This is a genomic window from Halomonas sp. LMYGS-3, from assembly GCF_059509875.1.
The window spans coordinates 1-15,770 of the sequence record NZ_JCAKFQ010000016.1 but is presented as its reverse complement, the minus strand read 5'-3'; the positions used below and the strand labels follow the sequence as shown (position 1 = coordinate 15,770).

The following is a 15,770-nucleotide window of genomic DNA, read 5'->3' as shown; positions in this document are numbered from 1 at the left end:
CGAGCGAAGAGTCCCTTATGGATATCCTACAATCCTTGATGCTGGGGTTTGCCACCTCGCTGACCTTCAGCAACATCCTGGCCGCGCTGGTCGGGGCCAGTCTGGGAATCATCGTGGGCGCCATCCCCGGGCTCGGTTCCGTCACCGGTATTGCTTTGCTGCTCCCGCTCACCTTCCAGATGGATCCCATCACCGGCATCATCATGCTCGGGGCCCTCTACTATGGCTGCATGTATGGCGGCTCCTACAGCGCCATCCTGCTCAATATTCCCGGCGATGCGCCGGCCGTGGTGACCTCGCTGGACGGCTACCCGCTGTCGCAGCAGGGGCGGGGCGGCAAGGCGCTGTTCACCGCCAATATCTCCTCCTTCATTGGCGGTACCGTGGGCATCATCATGCTCACCTTCATGGGACCCATCCTGGCCCACGTCGGCCTGATGTTCGGGCCGGCCGAGGTGGCGGCGCTGATCTTGCTGGCGCTCTGCTCCATCGGCTGGCTGCTGGGCGACAATCCGATCAAGGGACTGATCTCGACTTTCATCGGCGTGATGCTGGCCACCATCGGCATCGGCACGGCCTTCGGTCAGCCGCGCTTCACCTTCGACTCGATGCACCTGCTCAACGGTATTTCCTTCATTCCGCTGGTGATCGGCATGTTCGGCTTCAGCCAGGTGCTGGTGATGATGGTCAACCGGGTGGATCCCTCTGCGAAGGGGCTGTCCAACCGGCTGGGGCTGAAGGAGAGTCTGCTCGACCGCCAGGAGGTGCGCAGCATCCTGCCCGCTTCGCTGCGTTCCGGGGTGCTCGGCAACCTGGTGGGCATCCTGCCGGGGGCCGGGGCCACCACCGGTTCCTTCCTCTCCTACGTGCTGGAGAAGAAGGTGGGCCGCAACGGTAGCGAGCTTGGCAAGGGGCGCCTCGAAGGGGTGGCCGCCTCGGAGGCGGGCAACAACGCCGCCGCAGCCGGCTCCTTCGCGCCCCTGCTGTCGCTGGGTATTCCTGGTTCGGGCACGGCAGCGGTGTTGCTCGGCGGGCTGATGATGTGGGGTCTGCAGCCCGGCCCGCTGCTGTTCCAGACCAACCCCGATTTCGTCTGGGGGCTGATCTCCTCCATGTACCTGGGCAACGTCATGGCGGTGCTGGCGGCCCTGGCGATCATTCCGTTCCTGGTCAAGCTACTGCTGATCCCGGCCTCGATCATGATCCCGGTGATCGCCGTGGTCTGCGTGGTCGGCTCCTACAGCGTCAACAACAGCATGTTCGATGTCTGGTTCATGCTCGGTGCCGGGGTGGTGGCGTTCTTCATGACCGCCGCGCGCTACCCGATCGCGCCGCTGCTGCTGGCCTTCGTGCTCACGCCCCGCCTCGAGACCAGCCTGCGCCAGGCGCTCGACATCTCGCGCGGCGACCCGATGATCTTCCTGAGAAGCCCGATCGCGGCCACTCTGCTGACGCTCATCCTGCTGTTCGTGCTCTATCCGCTCGGCAAGAAGCTGTTCGTGGCGGCACGCCAGCGCAGACGCAAGGCAGCGGCCGAATGATCCTGGCCAGCGCCTCGGCGCTGGCCCGGTCGACCGATGCGACACCCTGTCACCCAGAGTAGAGACGCCGACATGACTATCCGCAACGACGCAGCCGTCGCCTTCTTCATCCGAGTGCTGGGCACCAAGGGAGTGGTGGTCGAGGCCGCCGATCAGGAACGCTACGTGCGCGATTGGGCCGGCGGGCGTCTGGGCATGCCCCTGGCCGTGGTGCGCCCCGGGACCACCGAAGAGGTGGCCGAGGTGGTGCGCTACTGCCACGAACAGGGCATTCGCATGGTACCCCAGGGCGGGCACACCGGCCTGGTGAAGGGGGCCCTGCCGGACGATCGCGAGCCAGAGGTCGTCATCAGCCTCGAACGCATGACCCGCATCCGTCGGCTCGACCCGCTCGACTTCACCATGGCGGTGGATGGGGGCTGCGTCCTCGAAGAGGTCAAGCGGGCCGCCGAGGAGGCGGACTGCTTCTTCCCGCTCTCGCTGGGCGCCCAGGGCAGCTGTCAGATCGGCGGCAACATCGCCACCAACGCCGGGGGCGTCAACGTGCTGCGCTTCGGCATGATGCGCGAGCTGGTGCTGGGCCTCGAGGTGGTGCTGCCCGACGGCGAGATCTGGAGCAGCATGAAAGGACTGCACAAGGACAACCGCGGCTACAGCCTGCAGCAGCTGTTCATCGGCAGCGAAGGCACCCTGGGCATCGTCACCGGGGCCGTGCTCAAGCTGACGCCGCGCCCCCAGCAGTCGCAGACCGCCCTGCTGGCGATTCCTTCGGTGGCGGCGGCGGTCCAGCTCTATGCCCTGGCACGGCGCGTCGGCAGCGATCTGCTCTCCGCCTTCGAGCTGATTCCGCGTCAGTGCCTGGAGTTGGCCTTCGAGGCCGCGCCACAGCTCTCCGATCCGCTCGACGAGGCCTATCCTTACTATGTCCTGCTCGAGCTGGCGGCCAGCGGGCCCGTGGATCTGCCCGGCATGCTCGAGAGGCTGCTGGAAGCGGGCATGGAGGACGAGACGGTGCTGGATGGCGTGCTGGCCTCGAGCGTCGCCCAGGCCGATCAGTTGTGGTTGATCCGCGAGAGCATGGTGGAGGGGCAGTTGCTGCGCGGCGAGCATCTGCGCACCGACGTCTCGGTGCCGATCTCGGCGATCGCCGAGTGTGTGGATCAAGCCACCGCGGCCGTGACGACGCTTTCCCCCGACTCCCTGGTGGTCGCCTATGGCCATATCGGTGACGGCAACCTGCACATCAACGTGCTGCCGCCCACCGAGACGCCGGCGGAGGCGCTGCCGGCGCTGTTCGAGCGGCTGGAGAGCGCGATCTTCACCGTCGTGGACGGTTTCGACGGCAGCATCAGCGCCGAGATGGCATCGGACGCAGCAAGCAGGCCGCCTACCTGGCCAGGCTCTCCGCCACCGAGCGCCGGCTGCTGGCCGGTATCAAGGCAGTGCTCGATCCCGATGAGCTGATGGGAGCGGGACGAATCCTGCCGCTGACCGAACGATCATCGTCCTCCTCATGAACCCTGAGCCGTCCGCGCTTTCTACCCCATGACAGGAGCCACCATGCAAGCCATCCATCCCCGCGACTGCCTGCCCGAGGACCTCGACCGCGCCCTGCTGGTCGGCCGGGTGTGGCGTGATGCGCCTCTCGCCGGTCCGGCCATCGTGGTGGTGCGCCAGGGCCGGGTCCTCGACGTCTCCGCCGAGGCCGCGACCCTGGCCGACCTGCTCGACCGCGAGGACCCCGCGGCCTTCGCCACCGGCCTCGACGGTGAGGACCTCGGGGCCGTCGAGATCCTGCTCGAGAACTCCCAGGACGAGCCCAGGAGCGCGCCTTACCTGCTCGCTCCCTGCGACCTCCAGGCGATCAAGGCCTGCGGGGTGACCTTCGCGGTGAGCCTGCTAGAGCGGGTGATCGAGGAGCAGGCCGGCGGCGACCCTCAGCGCGCCGGCGAGCTGCGCCGCGAGATCCAGGCGCTGATCGGCGGCGACCTGTCGCAGATCCGCCCCGGCTCGCCAGAGGCCATGGCGCTCAAGGCCGAGCTGCAGGCCAAGGGAGCCTGGTCGCAGTACATGGAGGTGGGCATCGGCCACGATGCCGAAGTGTTCACCAAGGCCCAGCCGCTCTCGTCGGTGGGCTTCGGCGAGCGCGTCGGCCTGCATCCCGCCTCCCAGTGGAACAACCCCGAACCGGAGATCGTGTTGGCGGTGGATTCGTGCGGCACCCCCCGGGGCGCGAGTCTCGGCAACGACGTCAACCTGCGCGACATCGAGGGGCGCAGTGCCCTGCTGCTGGGCAAGGCCAAGGACAACAACGCCTCCTGTGCCATCGGCCCCTTCGTGCGCCTGTTCGACGACCATTTCACCCTGGATACGGTGCGCCAGGCCAAGGTCGCGCTGCGCATCGAGGGTGCCGACGACGGCTTCGTGCTGGAGGACTCAAGCGACATGCGCGAGATCAGCCGCGATCCCTTGGAACTGGTCGGCCAGACCCTCGGTGCCCACCACCAGTACCCGGACGGCTTCATGCTGTTTCTCGGCACCATGTTCTCGCCGATCCAGGACCGCGACGGGGCGGGGCAGGGCTTCACCCATCACTTGGGGGACCGGGTGACCATCGCCACCCCGGCCCTGGGCGCCCTGGTCAACGGCGTGGAGCGCAGCGACCGGCTGCCGCCCTGGACCTTCGGCCTGCGCGCCCTCTATGCCCACCTGGCCCGCCGCGGCCAGGCCTGAGACGACGACACCCACCCCCTTTTGCAGGAGAAGAGCATGACCCTCACCGGACAGCTTCTGATCGGCCAGCAGGCCGTGACCGGCCGCCGCGGCGAGATCCACGCCGTCGACCCGGCCAGCGGCGAGACCCTGGACCCCGTCTACCGCGGCGGCGGTGCGGCCGAGGTCGAGCAGGCCTGCGCGCTCGCCGAGGCGGCCTTCGCCAGCTACCGCGAGACCTCGTTGGAGGCGCGCGCCACCTTTCTGGAAACCATCGCCGGCGAGATCGAGGCCCTGGGCGAGCCCCTGATCACACGCGCCATGGCCGAGACCGGCCTGCCCCGGGCACGCCTCGAGGGCGAGCGTGGCCGCACCTGCGGCCAGCTGCGCCTGTTCGCCGCGGTGGTGCGCGCCGGCGAGTGGCTCGACGTGCGCATCGACCCGGCGCTGCCCGAGCGGCAGCCCATGCCGCGGGTCGACCTGCGCCAGCGCCATATCGCCCTGGGCCCGGTCGCCGTGTTCGGCGCCAGCAACTTCCCGCTGGCCTTCAGCGTGGCCGGCGGCGATACCGCCTCCGCGCTGGCCGCCGGCTGCCCGGTGGTGGTCAAGGCCCACTCCGCCCATCCCGGCACCTCCGAGCTGGTGGGCCGCGCCGTCCAGGCCGCGGTGGCCCAGTGCGGCCTGCCCGAGGGCGTCTTCTCGCTGCTGTTCGGCGCCGGCCGCGAGGTGGGGCAAGCCTTGGTGGCGAACCCGCGTATCCAGGCGGTGGGCTTCACCGGCTCCCGTGCCGGCGGCCTGGCCTTGATGGCCACCGCCCAGGCGCGGCCCCAGCCGATCCCGGTCTACGCCGAGATGAGTTCCATCAACCCGGTATTTCTGCTGCCGGAGGCGCTCGAGGCCCGCGGCCGGGAGATCGCCGAGGGCTTCGTCGCCTCGCTCACCATGGGCGCCGGGCAGTTCTGCACCAATCCCGGCCTGGTGATCGGCCTCCAGGACGAAGCGCTCGACGCCTTCGCCGCCGCCGCCGGCGGGGCGGTCACCGCCAGCGCCGCCCAGACCATGCTCACCCCGGGCATCCATGCCGCCTACGAGCAGGGCGTCGGCGCCTTCGCCGCCAGCGGCCAGGCCCGTGAGGTGGCCCGCGGCCAGGCCGGCGAGGGCCCCCACCAGTGCCAGACCGGGCTCTTCGTCGCCGGCGCCGCCGACTTCCTGGGCAGCGAGGCGCTCCAGGCCGAGGTGTTCGGGGCGACGTCGCTGGTGATCGAGTGCGCCGACCTCGACGAGATGGTCGCGGTGGCCGAGCGGCTCGAGGGTCAGCTCACCGCCACCCTGCAGCTCGACGACGGCGACCTCGAGGCGGCCCGCGCCCTGCTGCCGGTGCTCGAGCGTAAGGCCGGCCGGGTGCTGGCCAACGGCTGGCCCACCGGCGTCGAGGTGTGTCACGCCATGGTCCACGGCGGGCCCTTCCCGGCCACCTCGGACAGTCGTACCACCTCGGTGGGCAGCGCGGCCATCCAGCGCTTCCTGCGCCCGGTGTGCTACCAGAACCTGCCGCAGGGCCTGTTGCCCGAGGCGCTCCAGGACGGCAACCCGCTGAATGTCACCCGGCTGGTGGATGGCCGGCGCGAAGGCTGAGCAGGCCCTCGCGAGACGGGAGTCGCAGGTATGAGTGAATGAAGCGCGACACGGCGAGGCAGGTGCCTTGCCGTGTCACGCTCCAGCCGGTGATGAGGGGGTGTGACGGGACGCCCTGAGTCACTCGCTCAGCGGCTTCAGATGGACCAGGTAGCGCTCCTTGCGCGCCACATAGCTCTGACTGCTCTCGGCCAGGCCGGCCACCTCATCAGGGCTCAGGGTGCGCACCACCCTGGCCGGCGAGCCCACGATCAGCGAGTTGGGGGGGAATTCCTTGTTGGAGGTGACCACCGAGCCGGCGCCGATCAGGCAATTCTCGCCGATGCGCGCGCCGTTGAGGATGGTCGAGTGCATGCCCACCAGGGTGCCGTCACCGATGGTGCAGCCATGCAGCATGACCAGATGACCGACGGTGACGTCCTTGCCGATGCTTAAGGGAAAGTCGGGATCGGTATGCAGCACGCAATTCTCCTGAATGTTGCTGTTGTCACCGATGTGGATCGGCTCGTTGTCGCCTCGCAGTACGGCCCCCGGCCAGATGCTGACGTCCTTGCCCAGTCGGACGTCGCCGATGACGGCGGCCTCGCGGGCGATGAAAACGCTGTCATCGTGGCGCGGCGCAAGATCCTCGAGTGCGTAGGTGGTCATGTCCTGTCTCCTCTTGTTGGGGCAGGTGGCTGTTGGCTGTCCGACAGCCGGCAGCGTCACCACACCCGGGTAAGGAACACGGTAGGTAGCCCGGCGGGAGGCGTCAACAAAATTGAATTCATAATTTTGTCGTTGACAACCCTGATCGCCAAGCGCAACCCATTGAATTTACTGTGATAACCACCATTTTGGTGAGTCGAGATAGACAAAAGTCTAACTTGATGAAATGAATTATGAGTTCATAATTACGTTTGTGCGGTCCTGGTGCTTTCGCTCCGTACGAGCTGTACCGCGAGCCAGATAGCGAGGTGTGGGGTGCGTCCGGGAAGCGTGCACCGTGCGTAACGACGGCAGGTGAGGGCTACGGCCGCCTGCCCCGCTGACGAAGCAGGAGGGGGAAATGGAGCCGAAAACGACGGCCGAGCTGGAGTTCATCAAGGACGGGCGTATCGCCTGGCTGATCTTCAACCGTCCTCAGGTCCGCAACGCCATGACCTGGGGGATGTACGACGCGCTCGAGCGCCACTGTCAGGCCTTGGACGAGGATCCCGATATCGATGTGGTGGTGCTGCGCGGCAGTGGCGGCGAAGCTTTCGTGGCCGGTACCGATATCAAGCAGTTCGCCACCTTCGACACGGCCCAGCACGCGCTGGATTACGAGCATCGCATCGACCGGGTCATCGGCACTCTGGAGTCGCTTAGCAAGCCCACCATCGCCCTGATCGAGGGGTTCTGCGTCGGCGGCGGTGCGGCCATCGCCATGGCCTGCGACTTCCGCTACTGCACACCCGATCTACGCTTCGGTGTGCCCATCGCCAAGACCCTCGGCAACTGCGTCTCCATTACCAATGTGTCGCGTCTGGTCGACCTGGTCGGTGCCGCCAGGGCCAAGGAGGTACTGATGCTGGCCAAGCTGTTCAAGGCCGAGGAGGCGAAGCTGGCCGGTTTGGTGACCGAGGTCATCGCGCCCGAAATGATCGAAGCCGAGGTGCGCCAGGTGGCCGAACGGCTGAGCGGCTTCGCCCCCCTGACGCTGCGGGCCTCCAAGGAGGAGGTCCAGCGTGTGCTGTCAGCTCGGCGACCCGCCGCCGGCAGTGAAGCGGACCTGATCGCGCTCTGCTACACCAGCCGGGACTTCAAGAGCGCCGTCAGTGCGTTCATCAACAAGACACCCCATGCCTGGCAAGGAGAGTAGTGGCCATTCCATGGCAGTTCGCGGCCTTTGCCGGTCGTAACGTTTTCCTATTACAACGAGGTGGCTAGCATGCTTCCCTTAACGAAGATGAAGGTTCTCGACATTTCCCAGATCATGGCCGGCCCCTACTGCACCATGGTGCTCGGCGACATGGGAGCCGATGTCATCAAGGTGGAGAAGAATGGCGGGGACGACAGCCGACAGATGGGGCCCTACGTCAATGACGAGTCGACCTGCTTCGCCCAGATCAACCGCAACAAGAAGAGCATCTCGCTGAACCTCAAGGAGGAGGAGGGGCGCGAGATATTCTATCGGCTCGCCAAGGAAGCCGACGTGATCGTCGAGAACTACCGCACCGGCGTTGCCAAGAAGCTGAAGGTGGATTACGAGAGCATCAAGGCCATCAATCCTGGCATCATCTACTGCTCCATCTCCGGCTACGGGCAGACCGGCCCCTACAGTCACAAGGGGGGCTTCGACCTGGTGGCTCAGGGCATGACGGGGCTGATGTCGATGACCGGCGAACCCGGCCGGCGTCCGCTGAAGACCGGCATCGCCGTCTACGATATCGGCGCGGGCATCACCGCTGTCTATTCGATCCTGGCGGCCTACATCCACAAGATGAACACCGGCGAGGGGCAGCATGTCGATGTGGCCATCGCCGAGTGCGGCCTGCCCTGGTTCATCTGGGAGGCGGCGGCCTATTTCGCGGAAGGCACCATTCCAGAGCCGACCGGCTGGCGTCACCGGGTGTCGGCCCCCTACCAGGCGATCAAGGTACAGGACGGCTATATCATGCTGGGCTGTGCCAACCAGCGCACCTGGGAGCGCCTCTGCCATGAGGTGATCCATCGCCCGGACCTGCTGGAAGAGCCGCGTTTCGTCACCAATCACCTGCGCGGGCAGAACGTGGAAGAGCTGGAAGCCGTGCTCGAGGAGATCTTCGTCCAGGATAGGCGCGAGTCCTGGCTGGCCAAGTGCGACCAGGCGGGCGTGCCGGCCGGCCCCATCAACAACTTCGCCCAGGCCCTGGACGATCCCCATTATCAGGCGCGTGGCATGGTGCAGGAGATGGACCACCCGACCATCGGCAAGATGAAGACCATCGGCTTTGCCAGCAAGCTCTCCGAGACCCCGCCGCAGATTCGTCGGCCGGCGCCGCTCTACGCCCAGCACACCGATGAAGTCATGGCCGAGCTTGGCATCGACGAGGCGCGCTGCGAGGAGCTACGTCGCAAGGGGGTGCTCAAGTGACAGCGGGCATCGCCGGCAAGCTGGGCGCGGGCATCGGAGCGTCACGCTCCGAGGTGGACGCCGACACTCGAGGGTGGGGGAAATAGAGCGCCCCCAGGCCAATGTTGCCCGGGGGCGGTGTCGTTGCCGGGTCACGGTGGCATATCAACCCGCCCGCATCAGCGCATCCGTCAGTCCGATCCCGTAGAAGGCGACCAGGGCGATGATGCCGGTGAACACCAGGTAGTAGATGGTCGGCAGGATGGTCTTGCGGATGGTGATGCCCTCGCGGCCGAGCAGGCCCACGGTGGCCGACGCCGCGACCACGTTGTGGATGGCGATCATGTTGCCCGCGGCGGCCCCCACGGCCTGCAGGGCGACCATGAAGGCGGTGGAGAGCCCCAGTGCCTCGGCCACGTTGAACTGGAACTCCGACAGCATCAGGTTGGAGACGGTGTTGGAGCCGGCGATGAAGGCACCGAGTGCGCCCACGGACGGGGCGAAGAAGGGGTAGACCCCGCCCACGCCGTCGGCAACGAACTGCGCCATGGCGACCGGCATGGAGACCAGGTCGGCGGCGTTGACGCCGGAGTTGATCAGGATCCGCACCATGGGGATGGTGAAGATCAGCACGAAGCCCGCGCCGAAGATGGTACGGGTGGACTCGCCGAAGGCGGCCCGGAGTTCACCGGCACGCATGCGGTGCAGCACGGCGGTGACCAGCACCACCATCAGCAGGATGCCGCCGGGCAGGTAGAGCGGCTGGATGCTGCCTGACACGCCGGCCTCGCCGAGGATGTCGCTCCAGCCGACGCTCAGCGAGGTCAGGGCGACCTTGAGTGGCTCGACGGTGCGCGATGCCACCAGGAAGAGGGCCAGCAGCACGTAGGGGACCCAGCCCATGAAGGCGGTGATCGGGGTCTTGCCCACCACATCCTCGGTCTTGATGACCAGCTTGCCGATCCACTCGTCCGGCCAGGACGTGCTCTCGGGGAAGTCCCAGGTGTCCCGGGGGATCAGGAAGCCCTTGCGGGCCGCCGGGACGACGATGGCCAGGCCGACCATGGCGCCGATCATCGACGGGAACTCCGGCCCCAGCAGGACGCCGGCCAGCATGTAGGGCACCACGAAGCTGACGCCGGCAAAGATGGCGAAGGGCGCGATGGACAGGCCCTCCTTCCACGAGCGGTTGGCGCCGAAGAAGCGCACCATGATCACCACCATGATCAGCGGCATCAGGATGCCGACGATGCCGTGGACGATGGCCACCTCGCCGGCGATCAGACGGAAGTACTCGGTCCAGGTCGCGCCGTCGGCGGCCAGGCGCTCGGTGATGGCATCACGGTTGATGCCCCCCGAGACACCGACCACGATCGGCGTGCCCACCGCACCGAAGGAGACCGGGGTCGACTGGATCATCATGCCTACCACCACGGCGGCCAGCGCCGGGAAGCCCAGTGCCACCATCAAGGGGGCGGCCACGGCCGCGGGAGTGCCGAAGCCGGAGGCGCCCTCGATGAAGCAACCGAACAGCCAGGCGACGATGATCGCCTGCACGCGACGGTCGGGACTGATGCCCGAGAAGCCGTTGCGGATGGCGGTGATACCGCCCGAGTGTTTCAGGGTGTTCAGCAGCAGGATGGCGCCGAAGATGATCCACAGGATCGAGACGGTGAGGATCAGCCCCTGGAGGGTCGAGGCGAGTACCCGGTTGAAACTCATCTCCCAGGCGAAGAGGCCGATGAGGGCCGTGACCACGAAGACCATCGGCATGGCGGTCCTTGCCGCCATCCGCAGGCCGATCAGCAGCACTCCGGCCAGTACTAGTGGCACGAAGGCGAGTAATGCAAGGGTGGTATCAGTCATGAGGCGGTTTTTCCTCGGGTTGTTGTCGGTCGTGCTCTTGAGCGAGTCGCAAAGCCCGGCGGTCGCCCGCCGGGACGGCGGACGGACGCAAGATACGCCCAACGCCACCGGGATGACCATATATGGATAATTGGTATTACCAATATCGATGAGGACGTCCGGCCCCTTGGAGGCATTGAAATTCCTTGAAAATACGTGCCTTAGCCAATCCCGTGATGGAAAGGGCGCCGCCGGGAGAGGAAAAGAGATTAGACTAATTGACAAGTCGTCGCTGCCCGGCGACGAGGCGGTGACTCTCGATTGGCGAGGGTCGGCAAAGCCTGGCACTATCGGGTCAGGAGCCTGAGCGGATGCGAGGAGTCGGTATGACACGGGTGCTCTACGATCTATGCGGTATCGACGAGGGGTTGCGTTTCTCGCCCTACTGTTGGCGTGTCAAGTACGCCCTGGCCCACAAGGGACTGGACGTGGAGACGAAGCCATGGCGCTTCACCGAGAAGGAGACCCTGGCCTTCGCCGGTCACGACAAGGTGCCGGTGCTCGTCGATGACGGGGAGGTGGTGACCGAGAGCTATGAGATCCTGCGCTACCTGGATCGCATCTACCCGGAGCCCCCGCTGCTGGGGGAGGGCATCGCCGAGGCGCGGGCGCGCTTCTTCAAGCACTACGCCGAGCGTGCCCTGGCCCCGGCGATGATGCGCACCATCGTCATGGACCTGCTCAACGCCGTGCACCCCGGCGATCGCGACTACTTCCGCGAGACCCGCGAGAAGCGCTTCGGCCGTAGCCTCGAGGAGTTCCATTCGCCGGCCAAGGGCCTGGCCCAGCTCGATGCCGCCCTGGAACCGTTGCGTGGCCACCTTCAGGAGTCCGACTACCTCGACGGCGCGGCGCCGGCCGCTGCCGACTACCTGGTCTTCGGCAGCTTCATGTGGGCGCGCTGTGTCTCCAGCGCCGATCTGGTCTCCAACGCCGACCCGGTCTACGCCTGGATCGAGCGTATGCTGGACCTGTATGACGGACTGGGACGCCGTGCCATGCGCATCACCGATATCGAGGGTGCCTACCGCTGAAGGAGCGCTTGCCGAGGGCACAGGTCGAAGAGGGCTCTGGTCGAAAGAACCTGGCTGGATCACGCAAGGAGAGAGAGATGATCGAGCTCTATTACTGGACGACGCCCAATGGCCACAAGGTCACGATCTTCCTCGAGGAGGCGGGCCTCGAGTACGAGGTTCGCCCGATCAACATCGGCCGGGGCGAGCAGTTCACGCCCGAGTTCCTGGCCATTGCGCCCAACAATCGCATCCCGGCCATCGTCGACCGCACGCCGGCCGACGGGGGGCAGCCGCTGGCGCTGTTCGAAAGCGGGGCGATTCTCGAATACCTCGCCGACAAGACCGCCAGCTTCCTGCCTCCGAGCGGCCGCGAGCGCTATGTAGTGCTGCAGTGGCTCTACTGGCAGATGGCCAACCTCGGCCCGATGGCCGGCCAGAACCACCACTTCCGTCACTACGCGCCCGAGAAGGTCGAGTATGCCGTCTCGCGCTACGGGCGGGAGACGTCACGACTCTACGGCATCCTCGATCGACGACTGGAGGATCACGACCATGTCGGCGGCGACGACTACTCCATCGCCGACATGGCCATCTACCCTTGGGTGAGGTCCTGGGAAAAGCAGGGTCAGGACATCGAGGAGTATCCCAACGTGCTGCGCTGGATGCGCGCCGTCGCGGCTCGTCCGGCGGTGCAGAGCGCCTATGCGCTGGTGGAGGACATCAACCCGAACGACGGCGTGGAACTGGACGACGAAGCCCGTTGGTACCTGTTCGGACAGCGCTGAGGCCGGCAGTCGGTATCACCCGGGAGTCGCCCGGCCCGCCGGGTGATGCCCTTGGGGCGGCATCTCGCGAGCTGTGCGAGGCCGGGGGTACCGTGAACACCTCTTCGTCGAGCCGCCCATGAAGTGCCCGCCGAGCCGCGAGTTGACAACGGTCAAAGTGGGGAGGATTCGATGTTGCAGCGCAATAGAAGCCCTGCTATGTTGCAATGCAATACAAGGCATCCCGCCTTGACTTGTCACCCAGACGGAGGTGTCCCATGAGCAAAGCAACCACCGAGAAAGCGACCGAGCAGTTCCAGAGCGTGTTCGTCGAGCCGACACGTGCCTATGGTTCGCTGACGCTGGAGTACTACGAGAAGCTGTTCTCCGCCCAGTTCGATGCGGCCCGTGCCCTCACGGACCTGGGCCTGGCCCAGACCCGCAGCTGGCTGGACGTCAAGGATGCCGAGAGCTTCAAGACGGTCATGGAAGGCCAGCAGAAGGCCGTCCAGGAGCTGGGCGAGCGTGTCAAGGGAGACGCCGAGAAGGTCGTGGCCCTGAGCCAGGAGTACGTGCAGAAGGGCCAGAAGCTGGTCGAGGACAGCGTGAAGTCGGCTACGGCCGCGACCAAGTAACGCCTTCAGTCGTCCAGAAGGCCGGATGCAGCGGGCCGCCTCCCTCAGGGAGGTGGCCCGTTGTCGTCGTGTACGACGGGGTGTCCGTCACGGGCCATCGCCACCGAGCAGCGCGATGACTTCGTCGTCTTCCACCTGACCGAAGTTGGCAAAGAATTGCCCGACGGCCTGGAAGTAGCGCGGGGCTTCCAGGCAGACGACCTCATCGGCCAGGGCTTCGAGCCGCTCCACGGTGTCGGGCGGGGCCACCCCGATGGCCGCGATCAGCCGTTCGGGATCGCGCTGCCGGAGGGCGACCAGGGCGGTGGCCATGGTGGCGCCGGTGGCACTGCCGTCGTCGATCACCACCACGGTGCGTCCCTTCGGGTCGATGGGCGAACGCACCGGAGTGTAGCGCAGGCGGCGCTCGGCGATCAGCTCACGCTGGTGCTCGATCTCCCGGGCCAGGACGTCATCACGGCAATGGCGGGCCGCCTCTTCCAGATGCACGCTGCCGTCCTCGCTGACCGCGCCGATGGCGTATTCCGGATTGCCGGGGGCGCCGATCTTGCGTACCAGCACCACGTCCAGTTCCCCTTCCAGAGCATCGGCGATCACCCGTCCCATGGGCACACCACCTCGAGGGATTGCCAGCACCAGCGGGTTCCGGTCCTTGAGATGGGCGAGACGCTCGGCCAGTTGCCGAGCGGCATCGAGTCGATCACGGAACATGACAGGGCTCCTGTGTGGTTCGCTCTGTCTCCAGTGTAGGAGTCCGTCGCCGGGGCGGCCCGGTCCGCGGCAGGCTCGCGCCACCGGAAGGTCGAGTGGCGCGGTTGGTCCAGGGTCAGGCCTCGGAGCCGACCTTGTTCTCATCGCCGGCAACCCCCTTCGCCTGGGGCCCGGCCCGACCGGGCTTGCCGGGCAGGATGGCATCCAGCAGCAGGGCAGCCACGGCGGCCGGTACCAGGCCCGACTTGAGCAGCAGGCCGGCCTGACCAGGCATGGTCTCGGAGATGGCCTCCACCGCCGGCAGGCCGATGCCCAGACTCAGTGACACGGCGATGATCAGCATCGCCCTCTGGTCGAGTTCGCACTCCTTGATGATCTTCAGTCCCGCCGAGGCGATCATGCCGAACATCACGATGCCGGCGCCGCCGAGCACCGCGTGCGGCATGGCGGCGACCAGGCCCCCCAGCTTGGGGAAGAGGCCCATGGCGATCAGCAGCAGGCCGCCGATGGTCACCACATGGCGGCTGACCACGCCGGTCAGGGTGATCAGCCCCACGTTCTGGGCGTAGGCGGTATTGGGCAGGGTGTTGAATACCGCAGCGAAGGAGGTTGCCACGCCGTCGGCCATCACGCCGCCGGAGAGTTCCTTGTCCCTGGCCGGACGCCCGGCGCCGCCGGTGGTGATGGCGGAGATGTTGCCGATGGTTTCCAGGCCGACCACGAACATGATCAGGGTCATGCCGATAATCGCGGTCATCGAGAACTCCATGCCGTAGACGAACGGCTGAGGCAGGGAGAACCAGGCGGCATTGGCGAGGTTGGTGAAGTCGACCATGCCCAGGGCGATGGCCACCAGATAGCCGGACGCCAGGCCGAACAGGATCGACGAGGCCTTGATGAAGCCGCGCCCGAGCTGGTGTACGGCGATGGTTACCACCAGCACGAAGAAGGCCAGGCCCAGGTTGGTGGGCGAGGCGAAGTTCTCCGAGCCCACGCCGCCCGCGGCGTAGTTGAGGCCGACCGGCATCAGGGTGATGCCGATCAGCAGCACCACGATGCCGGTGACCACCGGCGAGAACCAGTGGCGGATCTTCCTCAGGAAGGCGCCCAGCAGGATCTGCAGCAGCCCGGCAACGAAGGAGGCGCCCAGCACGGCGGGCAGGCCGAAGGCCTTGGCCAGCGGCAGGGCGACCGGCAGGAAGCCGAAACTGGTGCCCTGCACGATCGGCAGCCGGGCGCCGATGGGACCCATGCCGAGGGTCTGGACCAGGGTCGAGACCCCGGCGACGAAGAGTGCCACCTGGATCAGGAAGATCTGCTCACCGGCGGTGGCGCCGATGACCCCGGCGATGATGATCGGTGGCGTCACGTTGCCGGCAAACATCGCCATGATGTGCTGCAGTCCCAGGGGGATGGCCTTGCCCAGGGGGGGCATGGCATCCGGGTCCTGGTTGATGGTGCGTGACGGCTTCGTCCGGGCGGTCGGCTGTTCAGCGTCGGTCATGTCGGGCTCTCGGGTTGTTGTTGTAAACGGTGATGCAGTAAGTGGACATCACACCCGTCATTGAATGTACACAATATCCATCTATTTAAAAGACAGTAGATGACAAATTTTGTATTTAATAAAAATATTCCTTTAAATACAATTGGTTAAATAAATAAGGTAATCCCCCGGCTTTGCCGGGGGACTACCCGAGGTTTGACCGTGTGCTGCGGTCAAAGGGAACCTCCAGTCTCCGCCAAGAGATAGGATGTTCCCAATGAGAGAGTACCAG

The 15,770-nt window shown here is 66.2% G+C and carries 13 protein-coding genes; 9 read left to right on the top strand and 4 right to left on the bottom strand.

Annotation, left to right across the window (positions count from 1 at the left end):
- Positions 1-17: 17 nt before the first annotated feature.
- From AC5W54_RS14725 to AC5W54_RS14710, 4 genes are all read left to right on the top strand, one after another.
- Positions 18-1,541 (top strand): tripartite tricarboxylate transporter permease, encoded by a 1,524-nt coding sequence (locus AC5W54_RS14725; RefSeq protein WP_495962839.1) that lies wholly within the window; start codon positions 18-20, stop codon positions 1,539-1,541.
- 72 nt (positions 1,542-1,613) lie between these two features.
- Positions 1,614-3,005 (top strand): FAD-binding oxidoreductase, encoded by a 1,392-nt coding sequence (locus tag AC5W54_RS14720; protein WP_495962838.1) that lies wholly within the window; start codon positions 1,614-1,616, stop codon positions 3,003-3,005.
- A gap of 96 nt (positions 3,006-3,101) precedes the next feature.
- Complete coding sequence (locus AC5W54_RS14715; protein ID WP_495962837.1) at positions 3,102-4,274, top strand: fumarylacetoacetate hydrolase family protein; 1,173 nt, start codon at positions 3,102-3,104, stop codon at positions 4,272-4,274.
- A 36-nt stretch (positions 4,275-4,310) separates the two neighbouring features.
- Positions 4,311-5,888, top strand: a complete 1,578-nt coding sequence (locus AC5W54_RS14710) for an aldehyde dehydrogenase (NADP(+)) (RefSeq protein ID WP_495962836.1) — start codon at positions 4,311-4,313, stop codon at positions 5,886-5,888.
- Positions 5,889-6,008: 120 nt separating this feature from the next.
- Here the strand turns inward: AC5W54_RS14710 and AC5W54_RS14705 are convergent, their stop codons facing one another.
- The gene (locus AC5W54_RS14705; protein ID WP_495962835.1) at positions 6,009-6,536 is read right to left on the bottom strand and encodes a gamma carbonic anhydrase family protein; all 528 of its coding nucleotides are present in this window, start codon (positions 6,534-6,536) and stop codon (positions 6,009-6,011) included.
- A 400-nt stretch (positions 6,537-6,936) separates the two neighbouring features.
- Between AC5W54_RS14705 and AC5W54_RS14700 the strand changes: the two genes are divergently transcribed.
- Both AC5W54_RS14700 and AC5W54_RS14695 read left to right on the top strand, forming a co-directional pair.
- On the top strand, positions 6,937-7,731 hold the full coding sequence (locus tag AC5W54_RS14700) for an enoyl-CoA hydratase/isomerase family protein (RefSeq protein ID WP_495962834.1): 795 nt from the start codon (positions 6,937-6,939) through the stop codon (positions 7,729-7,731).
- A 69-nt stretch (positions 7,732-7,800) separates the two neighbouring features.
- On the top strand, positions 7,801-8,985 hold the full coding sequence (locus tag AC5W54_RS14695) for a CaiB/BaiF CoA transferase family protein (RefSeq protein ID WP_495962833.1): 1,185 nt from the start codon (positions 7,801-7,803) through the stop codon (positions 8,983-8,985).
- Positions 8,986-9,129: 144 nt separating this feature from the next.
- Here the strand turns inward: AC5W54_RS14695 and AC5W54_RS14690 are convergent, their stop codons facing one another.
- Positions 9,130-10,830 (bottom strand): L-lactate permease, encoded by a 1,701-nt coding sequence (locus AC5W54_RS14690; RefSeq protein WP_495962832.1) that lies wholly within the window; start codon positions 10,828-10,830, stop codon positions 9,130-9,132.
- Between the two features lie 365 nt (positions 10,831-11,195).
- Here AC5W54_RS14690 and AC5W54_RS14685 point away from each other — a divergent pair, with 365 nt between their 5' ends.
- From AC5W54_RS14685 to AC5W54_RS14675, 3 genes are all read left to right on the top strand, one after another.
- Entirely contained in the window at positions 11,196-11,903 is a 708-nt protein-coding gene (locus AC5W54_RS14685) for a glutathione S-transferase N-terminal domain-containing protein (protein ID WP_495962831.1), read from the top strand.
- Positions 11,904-11,980: 77 nt separating this feature from the next.
- Positions 11,981-12,670 (top strand): glutathione S-transferase N-terminal domain-containing protein, encoded by a 690-nt coding sequence (locus AC5W54_RS14680; protein ID WP_495962830.1) that lies wholly within the window; start codon positions 11,981-11,983, stop codon positions 12,668-12,670.
- A gap of 257 nt (positions 12,671-12,927) precedes the next feature.
- Positions 12,928-13,284 (top strand): phasin family protein, encoded by a 357-nt coding sequence (locus AC5W54_RS14675; RefSeq protein WP_495962829.1) that lies wholly within the window; start codon positions 12,928-12,930, stop codon positions 13,282-13,284.
- A gap of 87 nt (positions 13,285-13,371) precedes the next feature.
- Here the strand turns inward: AC5W54_RS14675 and AC5W54_RS14670 are convergent, their stop codons facing one another.
- Positions 13,372-13,995 carry a phosphoribosyltransferase gene (locus AC5W54_RS14670; protein ID WP_495962828.1) on the bottom strand — a complete coding sequence of 208 codons (624 nt, stop codon included), beginning with the start codon at positions 13,993-13,995 and terminating at the stop codon, positions 13,372-13,374.
- A gap of 115 nt (positions 13,996-14,110) precedes the next feature.
- Complete coding sequence (locus tag AC5W54_RS14665; protein WP_495962827.1) at positions 14,111-15,499, bottom strand: uracil-xanthine permease family protein; 1,389 nt, start codon at positions 15,497-15,499, stop codon at positions 14,111-14,113.
- Positions 15,500-15,770: the final 271 nt, after the last annotated feature.

Coding starts and splice junctions, on each gene's coding strand:
- AC5W54_RS14725 (WP_495962839.1), top strand. CDS start 18: ATGGATATCCTACAATCCTTGATGCTGGGGTTTGCCACCTCGCTGACC.
- AC5W54_RS14720 (WP_495962838.1), top strand. CDS start 1,614: ATGACTATCCGCAACGACGCAGCCGTCGCCTTCTTCATCCGAGTGCTG.
- AC5W54_RS14715 (WP_495962837.1), top strand. CDS start 3,102: ATGCAAGCCATCCATCCCCGCGACTGCCTGCCCGAGGACCTCGACCGC.
- AC5W54_RS14710 (WP_495962836.1), top strand. CDS start 4,311: ATGACCCTCACCGGACAGCTTCTGATCGGCCAGCAGGCCGTGACCGGC.
- AC5W54_RS14705 (WP_495962835.1), bottom strand. CDS start 6,536: ATGACCACCTACGCACTCGAGGATCTTGCGCCGCGCCACGATGACAGC.
- AC5W54_RS14700 (WP_495962834.1), top strand. CDS start 6,937: ATGGAGCCGAAAACGACGGCCGAGCTGGAGTTCATCAAGGACGGGCGT.
- AC5W54_RS14695 (WP_495962833.1), top strand. CDS start 7,801: ATGCTTCCCTTAACGAAGATGAAGGTTCTCGACATTTCCCAGATCATG.
- AC5W54_RS14690 (WP_495962832.1), bottom strand. CDS start 10,830: ATGACTGATACCACCCTTGCATTACTCGCCTTCGTGCCACTAGTACTG.
- AC5W54_RS14685 (WP_495962831.1), top strand. CDS start 11,196: ATGACACGGGTGCTCTACGATCTATGCGGTATCGACGAGGGGTTGCGT.
- AC5W54_RS14680 (WP_495962830.1), top strand. CDS start 11,981: ATGATCGAGCTCTATTACTGGACGACGCCCAATGGCCACAAGGTCACG.
- AC5W54_RS14675 (WP_495962829.1), top strand. CDS start 12,928: ATGAGCAAAGCAACCACCGAGAAAGCGACCGAGCAGTTCCAGAGCGTG.
- AC5W54_RS14670 (WP_495962828.1), bottom strand. CDS start 13,995: ATGTTCCGTGATCGACTCGATGCCGCTCGGCAACTGGCCGAGCGTCTC.
- AC5W54_RS14665 (WP_495962827.1), bottom strand. CDS start 15,499: ATGACCGACGCTGAACAGCCGACCGCCCGGACGAAGCCGTCACGCACC.